The sequence below is a fragment of the Oryzibacillus soli genome, assembly GCF_051594765.1.
In the GTDB taxonomy this organism is placed as follows: Bacteria; Bacillota; Bacilli; order Paenibacillales; family NBRC-103111; genus Paenibacillus_AR.
This window is the reverse complement of the sequence record NZ_JBPPGJ010000002.1, coordinates 389,497-410,996: the sequence shown is the minus strand read 5'-3', so window position 1 is coordinate 410,996 and position 21,500 is coordinate 389,497. Positions and strand designations below refer to the sequence as shown.

Annotated in this window: 20 protein-coding genes; all 20 read left to right on the top strand. The window is 63.8% G+C overall.

Features of this window, described 5'->3' with window-relative positions:
* The first annotated feature begins 1 nt into the window (after window position 1).
* The 20 genes from efeB (at window position 2) to hypE (ending at window position 21,367) form a co-directional block, all read left to right on the top strand.
* On the top strand, window positions 2-1,276 hold the full coding sequence (gene efeB / locus ACSEXW_RS03795) for an iron uptake transporter deferrochelatase/peroxidase subunit (RefSeq protein WP_438444760.1): 1,275 nt from the start codon (window positions 2-4) through the stop codon (window positions 1,274-1,276).
* 20 nt (window positions 1,277-1,296) lie between these two features.
* Window positions 1,297-3,078, top strand: a complete 1,782-nt coding sequence (locus ACSEXW_RS03790; protein WP_438444759.1) for an FTR1 family iron permease — start codon at window positions 1,297-1,299, stop codon at window positions 3,076-3,078.
* A gap of 461 nt (window positions 3,079-3,539) precedes the next feature.
* Complete coding sequence (locus ACSEXW_RS03785) at window positions 3,540-4,802, top strand: APC family permease (protein ID WP_438444758.1); 1,263 nt, start codon at window positions 3,540-3,542, stop codon at window positions 4,800-4,802.
* Window positions 4,803-4,926: 124 nt separating this feature from the next.
* Window positions 4,927-5,742 (top strand): helix-turn-helix transcriptional regulator, encoded by an 816-nt coding sequence (locus ACSEXW_RS03780; RefSeq protein WP_438444757.1) that lies wholly within the window; start codon window positions 4,927-4,929, stop codon window positions 5,740-5,742.
* A gap of 91 nt (window positions 5,743-5,833) precedes the next feature.
* The gene (locus tag ACSEXW_RS03775; protein ID WP_438444756.1) at window positions 5,834-6,796 is read left to right on the top strand and encodes an ABC transporter substrate-binding protein; all 963 of its coding nucleotides are present in this window, start codon (window positions 5,834-5,836) and stop codon (window positions 6,794-6,796) included.
* A gap of 4 nt (window positions 6,797-6,800) precedes the next feature.
* Window positions 6,801-7,823 (top strand): FecCD family ABC transporter permease, encoded by a 1,023-nt coding sequence (locus ACSEXW_RS03770; protein ID WP_438444755.1) that lies wholly within the window; start codon window positions 6,801-6,803, stop codon window positions 7,821-7,823.
* A complete protein-coding gene (locus ACSEXW_RS03765; protein ID WP_438444754.1) occupies window positions 7,820-8,809 on the top strand; it encodes a FecCD family ABC transporter permease in 990 nt (329 codons plus the stop codon). The genes ACSEXW_RS03770 and ACSEXW_RS03765 overlap by 4 nt, the downstream gene beginning before the upstream one ends.
* A gap of 137 nt (window positions 8,810-8,946) precedes the next feature.
* On the top strand, window positions 8,947-10,209 hold the full coding sequence (locus ACSEXW_RS03760; protein ID WP_438444753.1) for a sensor histidine kinase: 1,263 nt from the start codon (window positions 8,947-8,949) through the stop codon (window positions 10,207-10,209).
* Window positions 10,178-10,831, top strand: a complete 654-nt coding sequence (locus ACSEXW_RS03755; RefSeq protein WP_438444752.1) for a response regulator transcription factor — start codon at window positions 10,178-10,180, stop codon at window positions 10,829-10,831. Before ACSEXW_RS03760 ends, ACSEXW_RS03755 begins: the two co-directional genes overlap by 32 nt.
* Window positions 10,832-11,008: 177 nt before the next feature.
* Window positions 11,009-12,145, top strand: a complete 1,137-nt coding sequence (locus ACSEXW_RS03750) for a hydrogenase small subunit (protein ID WP_438444751.1) — start codon at window positions 11,009-11,011, stop codon at window positions 12,143-12,145.
* A complete protein-coding gene (locus ACSEXW_RS03745; protein ID WP_438444750.1) occupies window positions 12,145-13,860 on the top strand; it encodes a nickel-dependent hydrogenase large subunit in 1,716 nt (571 codons plus the stop codon). The genes ACSEXW_RS03750 and ACSEXW_RS03745 overlap by 1 nt, the downstream gene beginning before the upstream one ends.
* 109 nt (window positions 13,861-13,969) lie before the next feature.
* Complete coding sequence (gene cybH, locus ACSEXW_RS03740) at window positions 13,970-14,701, top strand: Ni/Fe-hydrogenase, b-type cytochrome subunit (RefSeq protein ID WP_438444842.1); 732 nt, start codon at window positions 13,970-13,972, stop codon at window positions 14,699-14,701.
* A gap of 52 nt (window positions 14,702-14,753) precedes the next feature.
* Window positions 14,754-15,284 carry a HyaD/HybD family hydrogenase maturation endopeptidase gene (locus tag ACSEXW_RS03735; protein ID WP_438444749.1) on the top strand — a complete coding sequence of 177 codons (531 nt, stop codon included), beginning with the start codon at window positions 14,754-14,756 and terminating at the stop codon, window positions 15,282-15,284.
* Window positions 15,238-15,669 carry a hypothetical protein gene (locus ACSEXW_RS03730; protein ID WP_438444748.1) on the top strand — a complete coding sequence of 144 codons (432 nt, stop codon included), beginning with the start codon at window positions 15,238-15,240 and terminating at the stop codon, window positions 15,667-15,669. The genes ACSEXW_RS03735 and ACSEXW_RS03730 overlap by 47 nt, the downstream gene beginning before the upstream one ends.
* Window positions 15,662-16,012, top strand: coding sequence for a hydrogenase maturation nickel metallochaperone HypA/HybF (locus ACSEXW_RS03725; RefSeq protein WP_438444747.1), 351 nt, complete (start codon window positions 15,662-15,664; stop codon window positions 16,010-16,012). Before ACSEXW_RS03730 ends, ACSEXW_RS03725 begins: the two co-directional genes overlap by 8 nt.
* A gap of 6 nt (window positions 16,013-16,018) precedes the next feature.
* Window positions 16,019-16,678, top strand: coding sequence for a hydrogenase nickel incorporation protein HypB (gene hypB / locus ACSEXW_RS03720; protein WP_438444746.1), 660 nt, complete (start codon window positions 16,019-16,021; stop codon window positions 16,676-16,678).
* Window positions 16,639-19,044, top strand: a complete 2,406-nt coding sequence (gene hypF / locus ACSEXW_RS03715) for a carbamoyltransferase HypF (RefSeq protein WP_438444745.1) — start codon at window positions 16,639-16,641, stop codon at window positions 19,042-19,044. The genes hypB and hypF overlap by 40 nt, the downstream gene beginning before the upstream one ends.
* Window positions 19,044-19,280, top strand: a complete 237-nt coding sequence (locus ACSEXW_RS03710; RefSeq protein WP_438444744.1) for a HypC/HybG/HupF family hydrogenase formation chaperone — start codon at window positions 19,044-19,046, stop codon at window positions 19,278-19,280. Before hypF ends, ACSEXW_RS03710 begins: the two co-directional genes overlap by 1 nt.
* The gene (hypD, locus tag ACSEXW_RS03705; protein ID WP_438444743.1) at window positions 19,252-20,361 is read left to right on the top strand and encodes a hydrogenase formation protein HypD; all 1,110 of its coding nucleotides are present in this window, start codon (window positions 19,252-19,254) and stop codon (window positions 20,359-20,361) included. Before ACSEXW_RS03710 ends, hypD begins: the two co-directional genes overlap by 29 nt.
* Before the next feature lies 1 nt (window position 20,362).
* Window positions 20,363-21,367, top strand: a complete 1,005-nt coding sequence (gene hypE / locus ACSEXW_RS03700) for a hydrogenase expression/formation protein HypE (protein WP_438444742.1) — start codon at window positions 20,363-20,365, stop codon at window positions 21,365-21,367.
* The last annotated feature ends 133 nt before the right edge of the window (window positions 21,368-21,500 follow it).

Here is a 21,500-nt window from a genome sequence, read left to right as displayed (position 1 = left end):
CATGGGAGAGTCCGGTGAGAAGCGTATGTTCGAGCAGCCTCTGTCCCGGCGGGATGCTCTGAAGCTGGCGGGAATGGGCGGCCTGGGCCTGCTGCTGGGCGCCGGAGGCGGCGCGGCACTGGCGGGCGTCCGCTCCGCCACGGCTTCGAAGCCGGAGGCGGGCGGCGCAGGAGACGTCATTCCCTTCTACGGGCCGGTTCAAGCAGGGATCGTGACGCCGGCTCAGGATTTCGTCTGTCTGGGGGCGTTTGACCTGACGGCGGCCGATATCGGGGAAGTCCGGCAGCTGTTCCAGGCCTGGACTCGGGCCTCGGCCCGTCTGGTCCGGGGAGAAGGTGCCGGGGAGGAGAGCGGCAACAGCCTGCTGCCTCCGGCCGATACGGGGGAGGCCATGGGGCTCTTGGCTGCCAAGACCAGCATTACCTTCGGCCTTGGTGTGTCCTTCTTCGACCAGCGCTACGGCCTGGCCGCCAAGAAGCCGAAGGAGCTGGCGGACCTGCCGCCCTTCGGCGGCGACGAGCTCCGCCCGGAGTGGTCCGGCGGCGACGTGGTGGTCCAGGTGTGCGCCGGCGACCCGCAGGTTGCCTTCCACGCCCTGCGGAACCTGACCCGGATCGCCCGTGGCAAGGCGGTGCTCCGCTGGGTGCAGGAGGGCTTCCAGCGCACGGGTGCCGCCGATCCGAAGGGCGCGACGCCGCGGAATCTGATGGGCTTCAAGGACGGGACCAACAATCCGGACGTCTCGGATAAGAAGACGGCGGACGAGGTGGTCTGGGTCCAACCCTCCGACGGTCCGGGCTGGATGGCCGGAGGCAGCTACATGGTCATGCGCCGGATCCGGATGCGGATCGAGGTGTGGGACCGGACCACGCTGGCCGACCAGGAGGCCACCTTCGGCAGGCACCGGGTCAGTGGAGCGCCGCTTGGCGCGCACAACGAATTTGACCCGGTGGAGCCGGAGAAGAAGGATGCCAAGGGCAAGCCGCTGATGCCGGCCGATTCCCACGTGGCCCTGGCCCACATGGACGGCAAGGTTCGCATCCACCGCCGGGGGTACTCGTACTCCAACGGCGTGGATCTGAAGACCGGGCAGCTGGACGCCGGTCTGTTATTCATTTGTTATAACCGGACCCCGTCCGCCCAATTCATTCCCATGCAGGCGAAGCTGGGGGCTATGGACGCCCTGAACGAGTACATCGTGCATGTCGGCAGCGGCCTCTATGCCTGCTTGCCCGGTGTGAAGGAAGGCGGCTATATCGGGGACACCTTATTCTAGATTCTCAGGGGGCGTACATTATGAAAAGATTCCTCATCACGCTGATCGCCGCCCTGATGATGGCCCTCGGGTCCGCAGGCGCCGTGTCGGCTGCGGACAACGGCAGCGAGCTGATCGCCGCCGCCAGCTCGGCTCTGATCCATGCCTCCGACGGCGATTGGACGGGGGCCTCGGACGCTTTGGGCCGGTTCGAGGCGGCCTGGACGGCTGCAGGCACGGGAGGCGGCGCGAAGGCTGCGCAGGCCAAGGCCGTCACCGACCGGCTGAACGAGGCCAAGCGGGCCGTGAAGGACGCGGCCAAGTCGCCGAAGGCGGCCTCCGAGGCCATCTCGGCGCTGGCCAAGGCGGCCGACGGCTACCTGACGGCCGAGAATGGCACCGCCGCCGGGGGGCAAGCCCGCGACAAGGTCAAGAGCCTGCTTCCGCTGGTGGAGCGCAGCCTGGCCGCTGCCGGAAGCGGGGATTCCGCCGGAGCCAAGAGCGCCTTCGAGGAATTCGTAGGCGCGTGGGGCAAGGCGGAGGGGGCCGTCCGGTCGGACAACGCGTCCCTCTACGGAAGCATGGAGGTCAAGATCAGCGGTGCGCGGATCGCGCTGAACACAGAGCCCTTCGCGGCGGCCAAGGCCCGGGAGAAGCTGCAGGAGCTGAGCGCGGCCCTGGGCGCCTATGCCTCGGGGACCGCCGCTGGGGACGAGGCGGCTGCCGCGGATGGCACGGGCATCCGGTCCGTCGCCGATCTGCTGGCTCTGACCGAAGCGGCCGCCAAGGACGTGTCGGCGGGCGACGCCGCCGCCGCCGGTGCCAAGATGGACCGCTTCATCGCGGCTTGGCCGTCGGTGGAGGGGGAGGTGTCCACCCGCTCGTCCCAAGCCTACAGCCGCATCGAAACGCGGATGGTCGCCATCCCATCGCTCCTGCTCTCCGAGCCTCCGAAGCTGGCGGAGGCCTCCGCCAAGCTGGAGGAGCTGCGGACGGAGCTTGCGCCCTACGCGGACGCTTCCGCTTATACGGCTTGGGATGCGGCGCTCATCCTCCTCCGGGAGGGCATCGAGGCCATCCTGGTCATCGTGGCGCTGCTCACTTTCCTGAAGCGGTCGGGCCACGCCGACAAGCGCCGGTGGATCTGGTCCGGCGCCTGGGCCGGCATTCTGGTCTCCGTCGTGCTCGCAGCCGTGCTGAAGATGGCCCTGTCCGGCCTCATGGCCGGCAGCTCCCGCGAGCTGATTGAGGGCGTGACGGGTCTCGTGGCCGTCCTCTTCATGCTGACGGTGGGCGCGTGGCTGCACAAGAAGTCCCATCTGCAGGAGTGGAACCGCTTCGTCAGCCGCTCCATCGGCGATTCGCTGGCCCGCGGCACGCTGTGGTCCCTGGCGGCCACGTCCTTCCTCGCCGTCATGCGGGAGGGAGCGGAGACGCTGATCTTCTTCATGGGCATGGCGCCGTCCATCTCCGCCTCCCAGCTGGCGTTGGGCATCGGCGTGGCGCTGGCGATTCTGGCGGCGGTGGGCTACGTCATCGTTGCGCTGGGCTCCCGGATGCCGGTCCGCCCCTTCTTCCTGGTCGCCGGGGTCATGCTGTATTACCTGGCGTTCAAGTTCGTGGGCGTCAGCCTCCATGCTCTGCAGGTGGCGGGACGATTGCCCTCCCACGAGGCGTCCGCCCTTCCGGAGCTGCCGTCCATCGGGCTCTACGCCAGCTGGGAGACGGCGCTGCCGCAGCTTCTGGTGCTGGCGCTGATCCTCTGGAGCGTCGTCCGCACGGAAGCGGGCGCCCGTCCGGTGGCGGAACGCACCGCCGCTTGATGGCGGAACAACCTGCCGCTTGTGGCAGACGCAGCACGATCACGAAACGTCGCCCGCCGGCAATATGCCGTCTGGCGGCGTTTTGCCATTTGGCGGCGTTTCGCCACCCTATAACGTACTTCTCCATCAGCGCTTCGCTACCCTACGGTGCTTCGCCTCCGTAGGGTAACTTCGCGTCACCGAACTTCATTGAACGTATCGCATCCTACATAACCGTTCTCCGACGCGCCGAAGCACCATTTACCGCATCCTTTAAACGAACTGGATTTGTTGTACTTAGTTGGTAACTGGCAGAAGGGTTGCATTAACTGCCTGCATTTCATGAGCCGGCTGTATAGGCTGTGGGCCGGCGCATACCCTTAGTCCATGGAAAGATCACATTCCCCCATTCAGACCCCTGGTCAAAAATGGTATAACCAAAGTATCGAAAACGGCTTCGGCCGGCATGGGGGAGTTAGGACATGGAACAATCGAGCAAGACGGTGACCTTCAGCCAAGGGGTCGCCTTGTATATGGGAGCCGTGCTCGGCTCCGGCATCCTGATCCTGCCGGGATATACGGCGGAGCTGGCGGGACCGGCCTCCATCCTGTCCTGGGTGATCCTGTCCCTCGTAAGCGTACCCATCGCCTTCTGCTTCGCACGCCTGTCGCTCCGCTACAAGCACTACGGCGGCTTGTCCACCATCGTGGAGCATGCCTTCGGCCGGACCTGGAGCGCCATCGTCGGATGGTTCTTCTTCGTCTGGGTCTCCACGGGTCAGGCGGTGGTGGGCCTGACCGGCTCCGGCTATCTGGTGCAGGTGTTCCACCTGCCGGAGTTCGCCTACCACGGGCTGGCGTTCCTGTTTCTGGTGGCGGCGCTCTTGACCAACCTGATGGGGATGAGGGCCAGCGGGCGGGTCTCGCTGTTCCTGAGCGGGGCCGTTCTGCTCATTCTGGTGCTGACGATCCTGTTCGCCCTGCCCCATGTGGAGGCGGAGCGATTCACACCCTTCGCGCCCCACGGCATGGGGGGCATCGGGGCAGCCTGCGTGCTGATCTTCTGGGCCTGCTTCGGCTGGGAGTCCATGACCCACCTGGTGCCCGAATTCCGCCATCCGGAACGGGACGTCATGCGGAGCATGTGGACGTCCCTCATCATCATCGGGGCGGTCTACGTCATGCTCTCCGTGGTGACTGTGGGTACGGGAACCTACGGCATAGGCGGGCAGGGGGCTCCGCTGGCCAAGCTGATGGGCGACTCCCTCGGCTTCAATGCAGCCGTAGCCACCGCCCTCATCGCCTGCATCGTCTGCCTGGGCACGGTCAACGTGTTCCTGGCCAGCTCAGCCCGGCTGGGCTATTCCATGGCCATCGAGGACAAATTCCCCCGTTGGTTCGGGCGGATGAACGCGCAGGGGACCCCCGTCCGAAGCATGGGGTTCATGTTCGTCACCAACTCCCTGACCTTGGCGGCGGGAGCGGTCTTCCACATCTCCGTCGACCGGATTATCATGATCCCCACCACCTTGGGCATCTTCGTCTACGTGATCTCCACTCTGGCCTGTGTCCGGCTCTTGTGGAGGGACCCGCTGGGGCGGATCTCCGCCCTGCTGGCCGCCGTGTTCTGTCTCGCCATCGTGCCGTTCGCCGCAGCCCATGTGGCGGTACCGCTGATCGTGGCGGTCGTCTGCGTCGTCTATATGAGGAGGAAGGGACGCACGCAGGGACAAGAGGAGGGCTAAAACCCACAGTCGGCGCGCAAATACGCAACATCCTCCTTGTTCGTTTGGGTGATAACCATTATCATTTACATGAGGAGCCATACGAAGGCACCCCATATTCATCCGTACAAGGAGATACCCTGCCATGAGTGCCTATTTTGACCGCTTGAACGAAGCCATCCCCGTCTTCCGCCGGATCTCCGTCCACTCCGGCACCCATGTGGAAGAATGCTGCCCCGGCACCTACGCCTTGGTGGTCGTCCGTAAGGGGCATATCGGCATCTCCTTCGGTGGCGGTCCGCCGAAAGTGTGCGTCCAGGCTTACGCCTGCCACCCGGCACAGGGGCCGTTCCGGATCCAGGTACCGGCCACCCGGGATGCGGAGTATGTCATCATCCGATACGGGATGCTGCCGGATACGATGGAGTGGAGCCTGGAAGGCCCCCTGCAGAGCACCAGCGAGATCAAAATTTTCTACATGCTGGAGGAGATGGAGAGGACCCAGCAGGAGCTGCCGGCTCCGGTTGAGTCAGGGGAGGAGGCCGCCCGCCGGTTCCGGCTTCGGCTCATGCTGGAGCGGATCCTGTTCATTTATCTGTACGAAACCGTCCGTTCCCCCGCAGACAGCTCCCCCGGCCATACGGTGGAGGAATCCCTGTCCTACATTCACGAGCATTATATGATGAAGCTGACCGTACCGATGCTGGCCCGAAGGGCGGGCATCAGCGAAGGCCATTATTCCGTTCTCTTCAAAAAGCTGACGGGAACCTCCCTGGTTCCCTATCTAAACCGCCTGCGGATCGCCAAGGCCAAGCAGCTGCTGGAGCAGACCGATTGGTCCGCCAAGGAGGTAGCCCAGAGGACGGGCTTCAACGATTATTTCCACTTCAGCCGCACCTTCAAGAAGATCGCAGGCACAGCTCCGCATCGGTTCCGGGAAATGGTGCAAATCTTAGAATAAGACATGCCGGATCACAGGATTGGATATGTTCCCCAAGGGACGAATAGGATATAATCACTGAGAATAATTATCATTCTCAGGAGGAACCGACATGCTGCACATAGGAAAGCGTACATTCATAGGTTTAGGGGTCACGATTCTTGCAATTGCTTTATCCGCCTGCGGGGCAAAATCCGAACCGGTATCGGGAGCGGCAGGCTCCTCTTCGCCGGCAGCGGAGAAGAGCGGAGGCAAGATTACGGTCCAGGATGCGGCGGGCACTCTGGAGCTGGCGAAGAAGCCGGAGCGGATCGTCGCCATGGAGTTCAGCTTCACCGACACCCTCGTCACGCTGGGCATCCGCCCCGTAGGAGTCGCGGACGACGGGAATGCCGCCCTCCTGATGGACGAGGTCAAATCCAAGCTGCAGGACTACAAATCGGTGGGCTCCCGCTACGAGCCGAACCTGGAGCTGATCGGATCCCTTCAGCCGGATCTGATTATTGCGGATCTGAACAAGCATAAGAATGCGATTCCGCAGCTGAAGTCCATCGCCCCGGTTCTTGTTCTGAACGACTACGAGGCCGACTACGGCCAGATGCTGAAGAATTACGAGCTGATCGCCCAGGCCGTGGGCAAGACGGAGGAAGGGAAGAAGCGGCTGGCCGAGCACCAGACCAAGATCGACGCCGTGAAGAAAAAGCTGAAGGCGGCCAACCTCCGGGCTCTTCCCGCCGTGGTGAACCCGAAGGGCTTCTTCGCCCACTCGGACCATTCCTACACCGGATCGTTCCTGGCCATGATGGGCTTCACCGATCCCGTCAAGAATACGGCTGCATATCCGCAGCTGACGCTGGAGCAGCTCTCGGAGGCCAATCCGGAGGCCTTGTTCCTGATGCCGATCGAGAAGGAGAACATCGAGAAGACGTGGGCGTCCAACCCGCTGTGGAGCAAGATCGACGCCGTAGCGAAGGGCAAGGTCTTCTACGTGGAGCGGCGGGACTGGTCCCTCTCCCGGGGCCTGATCGGCTCGGAGAAGATGGCGGAAGACGTGGCCAAGCATCTGGGAGAATAGATCGATGAATCCAGCCTTTACGAAGGAAAAGCAGGGCCGGTTCCGGCCGCTGCTCTTTCTTTTTGGTGCAGCCGTATCCGCGCTCCTGCTGGGCCTGATCGCCAGTCTGAAGTGGGGAGCCGCGGACGTCTCCTGGAGGGTGCTGTATGAGGCGGTCACTTACCAGGGCTCCGGCAAGGAGCATCTGTACGTCCAGACGCTCCGTCTGCCTCGGGCTCTGACCGCCTGCCTGGCGGGAGCCCAGCTGGCATTGGCCGGACTCCTGACCCAGCTGCTGACCCGCAATCCCTTGGCTTCGCCCCATGTATTCGGCATCAACGCAGGCGCATCGCTGGCGGTGGTCGCCTGCCTGGCGCTGATGCCGCATATGGCCCCCATGGGCTTGGTAGGAGCGGCTTTCCTGGGAGCGGCGGCCAGCTCCCTGCTCATCTGGTCCATGGCGGGGAACGGAACCGGCCATGCCGTCCGGCTGGCCTTGTCCGGCATCACCGTCCATTTCCTGTTTGCCGCGCTGACGGAGGGGCTGATTCTCCTGGAGCAGCATTCCACCGACAGCATTCTCTTCTGGCTGGCCGGCTCGGTCAGCCAGGCCGGGTGGACCGAGGTCAGGGTGCTCCTGCCCTTCAGTATGTTAAGCGGTGCAGCTCTCGCACTCCTTCTGCCGTCCTTCCGTCTCCTGCTGCTGGAGGAGGAGGTGGCGGCGGGCTTGGGACAACGGCTCCTCATCGTCAGAGGGGCGGGCGTGGTCCTGGTGCTGCTCCTGTCCGGCTCCGCCGTTGCGCTGTGCGGGCCCATCGGGTTCGTCTGCCTGATGGTTCCCCATATGGCCCGCAGGCTGGTCGGAGGGCGGCTGGGGATTCTGGCGCCGTTCACCGCCCTGCTCGGAGGGGCACTGCTGGTGGCGGCGGATGTGGCGAGCCGCTGGCTGTCTTTTCCGTACGAGTCTCCGGTGGGGATCGTGACCTCGGCTCTAGGGGCTCCCTTCTTCATCTATCTGGCACGCAGGAAGGGAGGGGCTAAAGCATGAGGAAGACGGTAGCGATGGCGGGCGCCCTTCTGCTGTTGGCGCTTCTCACGGCAGCCTCCCTGCGCGTCGGAGCCGTAACGGTTCCGCTCCGCGATATCGGGGCCAGCCTGCTGCACCGGCCGAACCCTTCATGGTTCGTCGTCCACGAGGTTCGGCTCCCGCGGATTCTGACCGCGATCCTGGCGGGGTTCGGCTTGGCCGTTGCGGGCGCCATACTGCAAAGCCTGATCCGCAACCCCTTGGCCAGTCCCGATGTGATCGGCGTGACGAAGGGGGCGGGACTGGCGGCCGCCGCAGTCATTTTCCTGTTCCCGGGGTCGCCGGCTTATGCGCTGCAGGCGGCTGCTTTTGCCGGGGCTGTGGGGGCCTTCGTCCTCTTATACCTGCTCAGCCGGAGAATGAGCCTGCCGCCTTCGGTGCTGGCCTTGATCGGCATCTCGCTGGGGGCGGCTTTTCAGGCCGTGATTCAATATTGGATCGTCAAGCATCCCGGAGACATTCAATCCGCACTGCTGTGGATGACGGGCAGCCTGTGGAGCCGAAGGTGGGTTCACGTTACGTCCTTGCTGCCGTGGATCGCCATTCTGGTGCCTCTGGCCTGGAGCCAGCACCGCAGGCTGGATATTCTGCGCCTGGGCGATGAGACCGGCCTCTCCCTGGGCATTCGGGTCGTCAACTGGCGGACCGGGCTCATGCTGCTGTCGGTTCTCCTGTCCGGCATTTCGGTCTCGGCCGTGGGCTCCATCGGCTTCATCGGCATGCTGGCCCCGCAGATCGCCAGAGGACTGACTGGTGCGGAACACCGGTGGCTCATTCCGCTCTCCGCTGTGATAGGGGCCGACTTGATGCTGGTGGGGGACATGATCGGCCGCATCGTCATCCTCCCCCGGGAGGTTCCCGTAGGCATCGTGGCGGCGGTGATCGGAGCGCCATACCTGCTTGTTCTGCTGTACCGGGAGAGAAGTGGGAAGCTGCGGATGCACTGAACCGGATGTTTCTCCGGGGATTGACTCTAGTGACATTGCTCACATCATCGTTGGGCGGGGCTGGGTAAGATGAACGTATCTGGCTATTAATCGGCTGCATACGTGAATCGAATCCAACTTGGAGGCGGGCTTTGTTCATGTTCCAATCCCTTCGCAGAATGAAAGGCATTCCCTGGTCCAACCGGCTCCTGATGCTCCGCAAGTGGTTCCTGGACGTCTCCGGACTGGCACTGTCCCGGGCGGCGTTCGGCAAGGACCGCCTGGAGCAGCGGCAGGAGATCCTGCTTCGCAACCGGGAGCTGGCGCTGCTGAACGAGCTGGGGGCCCAGGTCCGTTCCCTGGAGGAGCTGCGGGCGATGCTCCAGCAGTTCATCAAGCGAGCCGTGGAAGGGCTGCAGCTGCACTCCGCCGTCATCCAGATGGAGGTGCTGGGCGAGAGCCTGGATCTTCCCTACAAGATCGTGGAATGCCCCTGTGACCGGTGCGCCCGGCTGCAGGGCAAGGACTGCTACTGCTCCATCGTCTCCATTCATTACCTCGTGTTCCCCATCGGCCCGCCGGACGCCCGGATCGGGCAGATGGCCATCTGCAGCTACCTTCCCTTGAACGAGCAGACCGTACGGATCATGGAATCGCTGTCGGGGCAGATCGCCGTTACGGCGGAGAACCTCCGGCTGTGGCATGAGCTGAAGATGAAGGAGGAGCTGCGGCTGAAGCTGCTGGCCAAGGTGATCGAGGCCCAGGAGGAGGAGCGCAAGCGGATCGCCCGGGAGCTCCATGACGAGACGAGCCAATCCTTAACCTCGCTCCTGCTAGGCCTAAGCATCCTCTCGGACAAGAAAACCGAGGAGGAACGCGCCGAGCAGATCCGGCAGCTTCGGACCATGGTCCAGGAGACGCTGGAGGAGGTCCATGACCTGGCATGGCAGCTGCGTCCTACCGTATTGGACAAATACGGCCTGAGCAAGGCCCTGGAGCGCTATATGGAGGAATACCAGGCCAAATACGGGCTGGATGTGGACCTATGCATCCTGGGTCTGGAGGGCAGGCGGCTGCAGTCGGAGATCGAGATCTCCGTGTACCGCATGATTCAAGAGGCGCTGACCAATGTGGCCCGGTACGCCAAGGCCCGGAACGTCAGCGTCATCGTCAACCGGAAGAACAGCAGATTGTCGGTCATCATCGAGGATGACGGAGTGGGCTTTGACGTGGAGCATGTGCTGGAGCGGGACCCGTCCAAGCACAATCTGGGATTGAGAGGCATGGAGGAGCGTGCCATTCTGCTGAACGGCGCGCTCCGCATCGAGTCGGGGGAAGGGACCGGAACGACGGTCTTCATGAATGTGCCGGTGGAGGAGGAAGAGGCGTATGCAAGCGGTGCGGGTGCTGTTGGCGGATGACCATCCGCTGTTTCGGTCGGGACTGAAGAGCATGCTCCAAGCCGACCCGGCCTTTCAAGTGGTAGGAGAGGCCAGCAGGGGCGATGAGGCCGTGGCCTTCGCCAAGGAGCTGGAGCCGGATCTGATCATTATGGACGTCAGCATGCCCGGGCTGGACGGCATCGAGGCCACCCGTCAGATCAAGTCCTGGAACCGGCGAGTCCGGGTGCTGATCCTGAGCATGTATTCCGACGACGCCTACTGGAGGGAGAGCATGGAGGCCGGAGCCTCCGGCTACGTGCTGAAGCGGGCTGTGGATACGGAGCTGCTGATCGCCATCCGGACGGTGCTCGGGGGCGAGTCCTACGTGTACCCGACGCTCCTGGGCGGCTTCTGCCGGAACGCTCAGGAGACCCAGGAGTCCGACCAGGGGGAGGATGCGCTCAGCCCCCGGGAGAAGGAAGTGCTGCTTCATATCGCCATGGGCCATACGCAGCATGAGATCGCCGAGATGCTCAGCGTCAGCATCAAGACGGTGGACTCCTACAAGACGCGGCTGAAGGAGAAGCTGGGCGTGTCCAAGCGCTCGGAGCTGGTGCGCTATGCCCTGAAGCACAATATCATTTCGGACAAGAACGTGTAGGGAATTTCCCTGCGCGTTTTTTTGTTTGCCGGGAATTTCCCGGCAGGAGATTGCCTGTTTTTCCGATACCGGAAGGAGGTGCAATATGAGAAGATGAAGAAAAGACACATTTGTAAGGGTTTTCACAAAGTCTGGAACCCGATGCAGACCGGATCTGCATCACGAGGAGGGCGGAAAATGGCGGAACATCCATCGATATGGAAGGCGGCTATGGACCGGGGGTTCAGCCGCCGGGATTTCTTGAAGATGTGCACGGCGCTGACGGCGGTCATGGGATTGGATCTGTCCCAGGAGCCCAAGGTGGTTCGGGCTATGGAGACCGGCAAGCGGGTGCCGGTCATTTGGCTGCAGATGCAGGACTGTACGGGCTGCTCCGAGTCCTTCATCCGTACGACGCACCCCCGGCTGGAGAGCGTGCTGCTCGACATGATCTCGCTGGAGTACAGCGAGGTGCTGTCGGCCCCCTCCGGCTATCAGGCGGAGGAAGCGCGCAAGCATGTGATGGAGCACTATGCGGGCGAATATATTCTGGCGGTGGAGGGCAGCGTGCCCGCCCATGCCGAGTATCTGATGATCGGAGGGATGTCCGCCAAGGACATCCTGATCGAGACGGCCAAGCACGCCAAGCTGGTGCTGGCCTACGGCACCTGCTCCTCCTGGGGCGGCATCGCGGCGGCGGCGCCCAATCCGACGGGGGCCATGCCCATTACGGACATCTTGAAAGACAAGACGGTGGTCAAGGTTCCGGGCTGCCCGCCTATCGCGGAGGTCATGACCGGTGTCATCGCCCATATCCTGACCTTCGGTGCGGTTCCGGAGCTGGACGCCCACGGCCGGCCCAAGGCCTTCTACCGCCACCGGATTCACGACAAGTGCAACCGGAGAGCCTATTTCGACGCCGGGCTGTTCGCCGAATCCTTCGATGACGAAGGGCTGAAGCAGGGCTACTGCCTCTATAAGCTGGGCTGCAAGGGCCCTACCACGTACAGCTCCTGCGCCGAGATGCGCTGGAACGGAGGGGTCAGCTATCCGATCCAGTCGGGCAATCCCTGCATCGGCTGCGCCGAGAGCGCCTTCTGGGACCAGGGGCCGTTCACGGAGCGCCTGTCCAAGCTGCCGGGAACCCAGACCACGGCCAACCCGGACCATGTGGGCCTGGCGCTGTTGGGTGCAGCCGCCGCAGGCGTGGCGGTACACGCAGGGGCCACCGCCGTGAAGAAGCATCTGGAGGAGCGGCCGGCCTCAGGACCGGACGGCAAGACGAAGAAGTCCGTACCCGAGCAGCCGAACCATCATGTAGGAGGTGACGCCTAATGGCGGAACGTATCGTTGTGGACCCGGTGACCCGCATTGAGGGCCACCTGAGAATAGAAGCCGATATTGACAACGGCGTCATTAAGGACGCCTTCAGCTCCGGCACCGCCATCCGCGGGCTGGAGCTCATCGTGAAGGACCGGGACCCCCGGGACGTCTGGGCGTATGTCCAGCGGATCTGCGGCGTGTGCACCACCACTCATGCTCTGGCGGCCGTCCGGTCCGTCGAGGACGCGCTGGACATCAAGATCCCGCGGAACGCCCACCTGATCCGGGAGATCATGAACGGGGCCATCATGCTGCATGACCATGTGGTGCATTTTTACCATCTGCATGCCTTCGATTGGGTGGATGTGGTAAACGCGCTGAAGGCAGACCCTGCGGCGACCAGCAAGCTGGCTCAGTCCATCTCCGACTGGCCCAAGTCGTCCCCGGGCTACTTCAAGGACGTGCAGGACAAGGTGAAGCGGATCGTGGACAGCGGACAGCTGGGGATCTTCGCCAACGGGTACTGGGGGCACAAGGGCTACAAGCTTCCTCCGGAGGCGAATCTGATGGCGGTGGCCCACTATCTGGAGGCGCTGGACTGGCAGAAGGAGATCGTCAAGATCCACACCATCTTCGGCGGCAAAAATCCCCACCCCCACTACCTTGTGGGCGGCATGGCCACTCCCATCGACATTAACAGCGACAACGGCATCCATGCGGAGCGCCTGATGCACGTGTCGCAGCTCATCGATGACGCGCGGACCTTCGTGGAGAAGGTGTACCTGCCGGACGTCATGGCCATCGGGTCCTTCTACAAGGATTGGACCTACGGGGGCGGACTGGACAATTATCTGTGCTACGGGGACTTCTCCAAGGGAGATATTCGCGACGTCGGCATGTACCGGATGCCCCGGGGCGTGATCCTGGGCGGCAATCTGAACGAGATTCTGCCCGTGGATCCGAAGAACCCGGAGGAGATCAAGGAATTCATCGACCATTCGTGGTACACCTACGGCGGGCAAACCACCGGCGGACGCCATCCTTGGGAGGGAGAGACCACCTTCCACTACACGGGTCCGAAGGGCGCCTACTCCCAGCTCAACACGCAGGAGAAATACAGCTGGCTGAAGACGCCCCGCTGGAAGGAGCGCCCCATGGAGACGGGACCGCTGGCCCGCGTGATGGTGGGCTATGCCTCCAAGAAGGAGGAGTTCGTCCAGTCCGTCGACGGTGCGCTCAAGACGCTGGGGCTGCCTCTCGGCGCCCTGAAGTCGGCGCTGGGCCGCACCCTGGCCCGGTCCCTGGAGGCCCGGATCATCGGAGGCTGGCTGCGAGACGATATGAACGAGCTCTTGAAGAATATTAAGAACGGCGACCAGACCACCTTCAACAAGGCCAAATGGGAGCCATCCACCTGGCCGAAGAAGGCCCAGGGCGTAGGCTGGATCGAGGCTCCGCGCGGCGCGCTGGGACACTGGATCCGCATCGAGGACGGCAAGACGGCCAACTACCAGGCCGTGGTGCCCTCCACCTGGAACGCCTCCCCCCGGGACGGCAAAAACCAGGTCGGCGCCTACGAGGCGGCCTTGACCGGCACGCCGGTGGCGGATAAGAGCCAGCCGCTGGAAATTCTGCGGATCATCCACTCCTTCGATCCCTGCCTCGCCTGCGCGGTGCATCTGACGGATCTGGAGAACAAGGACGCCGTCGAGATCCGGATCGGATAGGGAGGGATAGGCGATGGCAATACCGGAATCCAGAATTCCCGGGCACGGCGGCCATGATGAGGATCATCCCAAATCCAAGATCGTCCATGCCGGCAAAAGGCGGGTCCGGATGCGGGAGCAGTCCGGCTCGTATATCAAGGTTTACGTGTGGGAGCTGCCCGTACGGGTGTTCCATATGATCAATGCCTTAGCCATTATGATCCTGATCGCCACCGGCCTGTATATCGGCAATCCCATCGTGGGAGCTACGGTGGCGGAGGAAGCTTTTTACTCGAACGTCATGGGCTGGGTGCGGTACATTCATTTCTTCGCGGCCTTCGCGTTCACCGCGAATCTTCTGGTCCGCTGGTACTGGGTGTTCAAGGGCAACAGCTACGCCACCTCCAACCCGCTGAAGCGGGCCTTCTGGGAGGAGACGTGGGAATGCATCAAGTTCTATCTGCTGCTCCGCAACCGGAAGCCCCACTACACGGGGCATAACCCGCTGGCGCAGCTGACCTATTGGCTCCTGATCGGCGGCGGCTCCATCGTGGCCATCTTCACCGGCTTCTACCTGTACTTCGAGCCGCAGCCGGAATCATTCTGGGCCCGGTTGTTCGGCTGGGTGCCCGCCGTGTTCGGGTCCAGCTTCCTGGTCCGGTCCTGGCACCACTGGGTGGCTTGGGGCTTCATCTTGTTCATCGTCGTCCACGTCTACTTGTCCTTCCGAGAGGATTGGCTGGAGCGCAACGGCACTCTGAGCTCCATCCTGACCGGCTACAAGACCGAGAAGAAAGATAAGGTGGAAACCCACGAGCCGGAGGGGCAAGAGGGCGAAGCGGAGCACGGACGCGGGGAGTAAGGCGATTGGTATGCTCGCAAAAGGTATTTTTATGGGATGAGGAGTCTTGAGAATGGGATCCAATGTAAACCCGGCTGTAACGGTTATCGGCATCGGCAACACCTTGTATACGGACGAGGGCATCGGCATCCACGTCCTTCCCCTGCTTCGGGGAGCGCTGGCGGAGACGGAAGGCGTGGAGATCGTCGAGGGGTCCACAGACGGCATCCGACTCTTGGGGCCGGTGGAGGAGGCGGAATGCCTCATCATCCTGGATGCGGTCAACGGAGGGCAGCCCCCGGGCAGCCTGTATGAGCTTCGGGACGAGGCCATCCCGGCCTACTGCGGGGCCAAGATGTCGGTCCATCAGCTGGGCTTCCAGGAGGTGCTGTTCGCCGCCCGGATCCGGGACCGCCTGCCGTCCCGCATGGTGCTGTTCGGTGTGCAGCCGGGTTCGCTGGAATTCGGCATCGGTCTGTCTCCGGCAGGCGAAGCGGCACTGGTTCCCCTGATGGAGCGGGTGTGCCGCCAGATCAGCGATTGGAGGTGCGGCGGCCATGGACCGCAGGCAATTCATGAAGGAGCTGGGCACGGGGCTCTTTAAGACCGTTCGGGAGGTGGCCGGCCCGTTCGTCGAGCGGGACCTGGAGAAGCTGTCCCGGCTCCGGGACCATTGGAGCGGCTATGTGTTCGTGCCGCTGGAGCTTCCGGCGGCATCCAACCAAGATCAAGTGCTGGACCGGTGGGCGAACGGAGAAACGCTGTTGGTCCGCAGCTCCGATGAAGGCTGGGCGGCCTACAGCGGCAGGTGTCCGGATTGCGGGCAATTGCTGCATTACCTCGCCTACTCGGACACGGCGTCCTGCTTCGGCTGCGGCTCCAGCTACGGCTGGGAGGAGCAGGACCGGAGCCCGGTCCGCTATCCGCTCCGGCGGGAGGGCGGAGGCTGGAGAGTTGGCCTGCCCCCGAAGGAGAAGGCCCATGCATGAGCTGTCACTGATGGGGGACGTGCTGGACCTGGTGCAGCGGGACGCCCGGAAGAGAGGGCTCGAACGGATCACCGGTGTCCGTCTGCTGGTGGGCACCCTCTCCAATGCCATGCCGGATGCGCTGCAGATGGCCTTCCTGATGTTCCGGGCCGGCGGGGAGACTCCGCTTACGGAGGAGGCGGAGCTGACGGTGGAGACGGAGGAGGCCAAGGCGGTATGCGTGCTGTGCGGATTGGAGTATGTGCCGGACCGGACGGTCGCCGTATGTCCCGACTGCGGGCTGCCGAGCGGCAAGCTGGTGTCGGGCGAAGCGTTTCGCGTCTTATCGTATGAAGGGAGCTGACCACGCGTGGAGATCGTGTTGAATGAAGATGTGCTGAAGGACAACAACAGCGCTGCGGCATATATCCGGGAGGAGCTTCGCCAATCCGGGACGCTGGCCATCAATCTGATGAGCTCGCCCGGTGCCGGCAAGACGACGCTCCTGGAGGCGACCCTCTCGTCGCTCCGGGACCGTTACCGGATCGGGGTCATCGAAGGGGACCTGGCAACGGAGAAGGATGCGGACCGGATCCGCGCTCTGGGCGTCCAGGCGGAGCAGATCAACACCGGAGGCGGCTGCCATCTGGATGCCCGGATGGTGACGAAGATTTTGTCCCGGTTCGACTTGGCCCATACGGACATCCTCTTCATCGAGAATGTGGGTAATCTGGTATGTCCGTCGGGGTATGACTTGGGTCAGCATCATAAGGTGGCGGTGCTGAGCGTGCCCGAGGGCAACGACAAGATTCCGAAGTACCCGACCATGTTCCTGCGCACCGAGCTGGTGCTCCTGAACAAGATCGACCTTCTGCCTTACGTGAGCTTCAGCGTGGAGGATGCCAGGCGGGATCTGGCCGGCATCAATCCGGAATCCTCACTGATCCCGCTGTCGGCGACCACGCGGGAAGGAATGGAGACGTGGCTGGAATGGATCGGACAGCGAAGAGAGGCTGCACGGCGCTCCTGATCACCGTGAAGGGCCGGGTGCAGGGCGTAGGATTCCGGCCCTTTTTGTTCGGATTGGCGGAGAAGCATGGCTTAACGGGCTGGGTACAGAACAATATGGACGGCATCCGGATGGTTGCCGAGGGAGAGGCTGAAGCGCTGGAGCAGCTACTCCGGGCCATCCGGTCGGAGGCGCCCCGGCTGTCCCGGGTGGAGGAGGTGTCGGCTTCGGAGACGGAGGCGAAGGGCTATTCCTCCTTCGATATCGTGCCGAGCGACCGGGAGGGGACCTCCTCGCTGGTGATCCCCGCGGATGTGGCCGTCTGCCCCGAATGTCTGGCCGAAATGCGAGACCCGGCAGACCGCCGCTACCGCTATCCGTTCATCACCTGCACGCAGTGCGGGCCACGCTATACGATCATTCGTGAATTGCCCTATGACCGGCCCTACACCTCAATGGAGGGCTTCGCCATGTGCCCGCGCTGCCGGGAGGAATACGAGGATGTCCGGAACCGCCGGCACCATGCGCAGCCCATCGCCTGCCCGGACTGCGGGCCGCAGCTGGTGCTGGCGGATGCGGACGGGGCAGTGCTGGCGGAGCGGGATGCCGCGGTGCGCCGGTGTGCGGAGCTGCTGCGGCAGGGAGCCATTGCGGCGGTGAAGGGCCTGGGCGGCTACCACCTGGCCTGCAACGCCGCAGACCCGGCAGCCGTGGAGCTGCTCCGGCAGCGGAAGAAGCGCCCCCGCCGGCCTTTGGCGGTGATGGTCCGCAGCCTGGAGGATTGCCGGCGCGTCTGCGAGGTGTCGCCGGAGGAGGAGGCGCTCCTGACCTCCCCGGAGGCGCCGATCGTGGTGCTGCGGAAGAAGGCGGCAGCGGAGGCTTTGGCTCCGGGGATTGCGCCGGGCATGGCCACCGTCGGGGTGATGCTGCCCTACACGCCGCTGCACCATCTCTTGATGGAGGAGCTGCCGCACCTGGTCATGACCAGCGCCAATCCGTCGGGCCTGCCGATCCTGTACCGGGACGAGGAGGCCTTCGGTTATCTGCGGGGCATCGCGGACTTGGTGCTGACCCATAATCGTCCGATCCTGCATCCTCTGGACGATTCGGTCGTCCAGGTCTGCACGGACGGGGTGGATCTGCTCCGTCGGTCGAGGGGCTATGTGCCCGACCCCATCGGCGGCCCGGCCGCGGAAGAGGTTCACGGGGCGGCGGCCTTCGGCGGCAGCCAGAAGAACACCTTCGCATTCGGCCGCTTCGGCCAGATCTTCCTCGGCCCCCATATCGGAGATATGGAGGGGGTCGAGGTGCAGGAGCATTGGCGGCGGGAATACGGGCATTTGTCGCGCTGGATGGGCCTCCGGCCGGAGCTTGCGGGCATCGATCTGCACCCGGGCTACGCCACGGGGGCTCTGGCCCGCGAATACGGCCTGAAGCCGGCGCCCATCCAGCACCACCATGCCCACTTGGCGTCGTGCGCCGCCGACAACGGCCTGGGCCCGTACGAGAACGTGTACGGGCTGATCCTGGACGGCACCGGCTACGGAACGGACGGTGCCGTGTGGGGCTTCGAGGCTCTCTACGGAAGCGCCTCGGCGGTACGGCGGCTGGGGCACCTGCGGTATACGCCCCTGCCGGGCGGCGAAGCCGCCATCCGCCATCCGTGGCGGAATGCCGCCGCCATGCTGATGAAGCTGCTGCCGGACGGCGAAGGCTATGGGCTGGCAGAGCAGCTGTTCCCGGAGCGGCTTCGGGAGCTGCCGGTCATCCGCCGGCTGGCGGAGACAGGCATCAACAGCCCGATGGCGGGTACCTGCGGCCGGCTGTTCGATGCGGTGTCCGCCGTGCTGGGGCTTGTCTCCGAATCGACGTACGACGGCGAAGCCGCCATCGTGCTGTCGGAGCTCGCCGCAGCCGCAGCCGTGGCGTACTCCGCGGGCACGGGAGACGCTGCCGATCATGCTGCCGGACCGGAGGCGTACCCGTATACGCTCCGCTGCACGGACGGCGGCCTCTGGGAGCTGGACATGAGCGAAGCGCTCCGCCGTATCGCGTCGGATCGGCTGTCCGGCCGGCCGGTGCATATAACGGCACTGCGCTTTCATGAAACGGTGGCTCAAGGAGCGGCAGAGCTTCTGGACCGGGGACGGCGGATGCTGAAGGAAGAGGAAGCCGGCCCGCAGGATCAGCTCCCGACCTTGCCCGATAAGGCGGTGCTCTCGGGCGGCTCCTTCCACAACCGGTTTCTCCGGAGGAGAATCCGGGAGCTGCTGGAGCAGAACGGATATACCGTATATACGCACCGGAAGGTGCCATGCGGCGACGGCGGTCTGGCCTTGGGCCAGCTGACAGCCGCCGCAGCAGCGAGGAAAGGAGGCGGAGCCTGATGTGTGTGGGCGTACCGGCGGAAGTGATCGAAATCGAAGGGATTGCCGCTGTGGTGGATGTGATGGGATCCCGCATCAAGGTCGGCATTCTCTTCGTCCCGGAGGTGCGCGCCGGGGATTATGTGATCGTGCATGCCGGCCAAGCGATCTCCGTGATCGACCGCCAAGCGGCGGAGGACAGTCTCGAGGAATGGAGGAAGCTCATCGATGCGAGACAATCGGAACGCCCTTCATGACCCCGGTCTGAACCGGGCACTGCTGGAACGGGTCCTCCGGATGGCGGCGGCGTTCCGGGAGCAATACGGCCGCAAGCCCGTCTTCATGGAGGTGTGCGGCTCGCATACGATGGCACTGGCCCGCTCCGGCTTGAAGCTGGCGCTGAAGGAGGCGGTCACGCTGGTATCGGGGCCGGGCTGCCCCGTCTGCGTGACGGATCAGAGCGCCATTGATGCCATGATCGGCCTGGCCGAGGAGGACAACCGGATTCTCTGCACCTTCGGCGATATGATGCGGGTGCCGGGCAGCAGGGGAACCCTGCAGGACGCCAAGGCCCGGGGCCGGGACATCCGGGTGGTGTATGCGCCATTGGATGCGGTGGATCTGGCCATCCGGTATCCCGAGCGGGAGGTCGTCTTCCTGGGCATCGGTTTCGAGACCACCATCCCCGTTCTGGGTGCGGCCTTGCTGGAGGCGGACCGGCTGCGGCTGCCCAACTTCAGCCTGTGGCTCTCCGGCAAGCTGGTGGAGCCGATTCTCCGGCATCTGCTGGAGCTTCGGGAGGTGGCGCTGGACGGCTTCCTGCTTCCGGGACATGTATCCGTCATAACGGGAAGCGCCCACTTCGCCTTCCTGCCTGAGGAATTCGGCCTTTCGGGTGTCATCAGCGGCTTCGAGCCCTTGGAGCTGGTCCGCGGCATCCATCGGCTCTTGGAGCTGGCGGTGTCCGGCCGCAAGGAAATCGTGAACGACCATCCGTCAGCCGTTACGGTGATCGGCAACGTGACTGCCCAGCGGCTCATGGACCGGCTGTTCCAGCCCGCCGCCGAGGAGTGGCGGGGCATCGGCACTATTGCCGCCAGCGGGCTGGCCATTCGGGAGGAATACGGTTATCTGGACGCGAAGCGCAAGTTCCAGGTTCGGACCTCTCCCGCGAAGCCTACCGGCTGCCGGTGCGGCGAAGTGATCCGGGGAGTGCTTGAGCCTTCGGGGTGTCCTCTGTTCGGCAAGGCGTGCACGCCGGTCAATCCGGTGGGCCCCTGCATGGTGTCGGGCGAGGGCTCCTGCGCGGCGGAGTACCACTACATGCGGGAGGGATAACATGAGCGAGGTTGTAACCATGGCCCACGGGGATGGGGGAGAGGCGGCCCACCGGCTGGTCCGGGACATCATCCTGACCGCCTTTGGCCGGGGATCGGAGCCTTTGCCCGATGCCGTTCATCTGCCCCGGCCGGAAGGACGGATTGCATTGACGACGGACAGCTTCGTCATCAAGCCGCTGTTCTTCCCGGGCGGCAGCATCGGCAAGCTGGCGGTGGCCGGCACGGTGAACGATCTGGCCGTAAGCGGAGCAGTTCCGCTGTATCTGACGGCGGCTTTTATCCTGGAGGAGGGGTTCCCCCTGTCCGATCTCCGGCGGGTGGCCGAGGCCATGGCCCTGGAGGCTGCACATGCAGGTGTGACCCTGGTGGCCGGAGATACCAAGGTGGTGGAGAAGGGCTCCGGCGACGGCATCTACATCAACACGACGGGAATCGGCGTGGTGCCTGATCGGCCCATGACCGATCCTTATGCCATCCGGGAAGGGGATGCGGTCATCCTCTCAGGGACGGTCGGCGATCACGGGACGGCGGTGCTGTCCGCCCGGAATGAATGGGGCCTCGTCACGGAGAGTTCTTCGGACTGCGCGTCCTTAAACCATATGCTGCAAGCGGCATGCCGGGCATCGGACCGGGTTCGCGTCATGCGGGATCCGACCCGGGGCGGCTTGGCGACTGCACTGGTTGAGCTCTGCGAGGATTACGGCGCCGTAATCGAGCTGGACGGAGATGTGATCCCGATCCGTCCCGAAGTAGAGGGGATGTGTGAGCTGTTGGGCTTCGATCCGCTGTATTTGGCCAATGAGGGCAAAGCGGTGCTGATCGTGGAGGAATCGGCTGCAGCTGCGGTTCTGGAAGCGCTGCGCGGCCATCCGGAAGGGAGGGAAGCGGCTGTAATCGGCAGGGTAACCGGGACGGGAGAGGGACGTCTGCTATTGAAGACCCCGTTCGGAGCATCCCGAAGGCTTCATAGGCTGACCGGCTCCATGCTGCCCCGGATATGTTAATGATTCATGCGGCCTCCGGCTTTCGGCACAATTTGCCGAAGGCCTCCAGCTCCAAAAGCCAGTTCTGGAGCGGGTTTCAACGGCTTTTGGATTAGCATTCTTATAAAGTAGAAATTCTTTGTAAAAACCTTAT

What these genes read in the sequence shown, in the direction of transcription:
- ACSEXW_RS03745 (WP_438444750.1), top strand. Translation starts at nt 12,145, where the DNA reads ATGGCGGAACGTATCGTTGTGGACCCGGTGACCCGCATTGAGGGCCAC.
- ACSEXW_RS03730 (WP_438444748.1), top strand. Translation starts at nt 15,238, where the DNA reads ATGGACCGCAGGCAATTCATGAAGGAGCTGGGCACGGGGCTCTTTAAG.
- ACSEXW_RS03735 (WP_438444749.1), top strand. Translation starts at nt 14,754, where the DNA reads ATGGGATCCAATGTAAACCCGGCTGTAACGGTTATCGGCATCGGCAAC.
- ACSEXW_RS03710 (WP_438444744.1), top strand. Translation starts at nt 19,044, where the DNA reads ATGTGTGTGGGCGTACCGGCGGAAGTGATCGAAATCGAAGGGATTGCC.
- ACSEXW_RS03765 (WP_438444754.1), top strand. Translation starts at nt 7,820, where the DNA reads ATGAGGAAGACGGTAGCGATGGCGGGCGCCCTTCTGCTGTTGGCGCTT.
- ACSEXW_RS03770 (WP_438444755.1), top strand. Translation starts at nt 6,801, where the DNA reads ATGAATCCAGCCTTTACGAAGGAAAAGCAGGGCCGGTTCCGGCCGCTG.
- ACSEXW_RS03790 (WP_438444759.1), top strand. Translation starts at nt 1,297, where the DNA reads ATGAAAAGATTCCTCATCACGCTGATCGCCGCCCTGATGATGGCCCTC.
- ACSEXW_RS03785 (WP_438444758.1), top strand. Translation starts at nt 3,540, where the DNA reads ATGGAACAATCGAGCAAGACGGTGACCTTCAGCCAAGGGGTCGCCTTG.
- ACSEXW_RS03780 (WP_438444757.1), top strand. Translation starts at nt 4,927, where the DNA reads ATGAGTGCCTATTTTGACCGCTTGAACGAAGCCATCCCCGTCTTCCGC.
- hypE (WP_438444742.1), top strand. Translation starts at nt 20,363, where the DNA reads ATGAGCGAGGTTGTAACCATGGCCCACGGGGATGGGGGAGAGGCGGCC.
- ACSEXW_RS03755 (WP_438444752.1), top strand. Translation starts at nt 10,178, where the DNA reads ATGCAAGCGGTGCGGGTGCTGTTGGCGGATGACCATCCGCTGTTTCGG.
- ACSEXW_RS03760 (WP_438444753.1), top strand. Translation starts at nt 8,947, where the DNA reads ATGTTCCAATCCCTTCGCAGAATGAAAGGCATTCCCTGGTCCAACCGG.
- ACSEXW_RS03775 (WP_438444756.1), top strand. Translation starts at nt 5,834, where the DNA reads ATGCTGCACATAGGAAAGCGTACATTCATAGGTTTAGGGGTCACGATT.
- ACSEXW_RS03725 (WP_438444747.1), top strand. Translation starts at nt 15,662, where the DNA reads ATGCATGAGCTGTCACTGATGGGGGACGTGCTGGACCTGGTGCAGCGG.
- hypF (WP_438444745.1), top strand. Translation starts at nt 16,639, where the DNA reads ATGGATCGGACAGCGAAGAGAGGCTGCACGGCGCTCCTGATCACCGTG.
- ACSEXW_RS03750 (WP_438444751.1), top strand. Translation starts at nt 11,009, where the DNA reads ATGGCGGAACATCCATCGATATGGAAGGCGGCTATGGACCGGGGGTTC.
- cybH (WP_438444842.1), top strand. Translation starts at nt 13,970, where the DNA reads ATGCGGGAGCAGTCCGGCTCGTATATCAAGGTTTACGTGTGGGAGCTG.
- hypD (WP_438444743.1), top strand. Translation starts at nt 19,252, where the DNA reads ATGCGAGACAATCGGAACGCCCTTCATGACCCCGGTCTGAACCGGGCA.
- efeB (WP_438444760.1), top strand. Translation starts at nt 2, where the DNA reads ATGGGAGAGTCCGGTGAGAAGCGTATGTTCGAGCAGCCTCTGTCCCGG.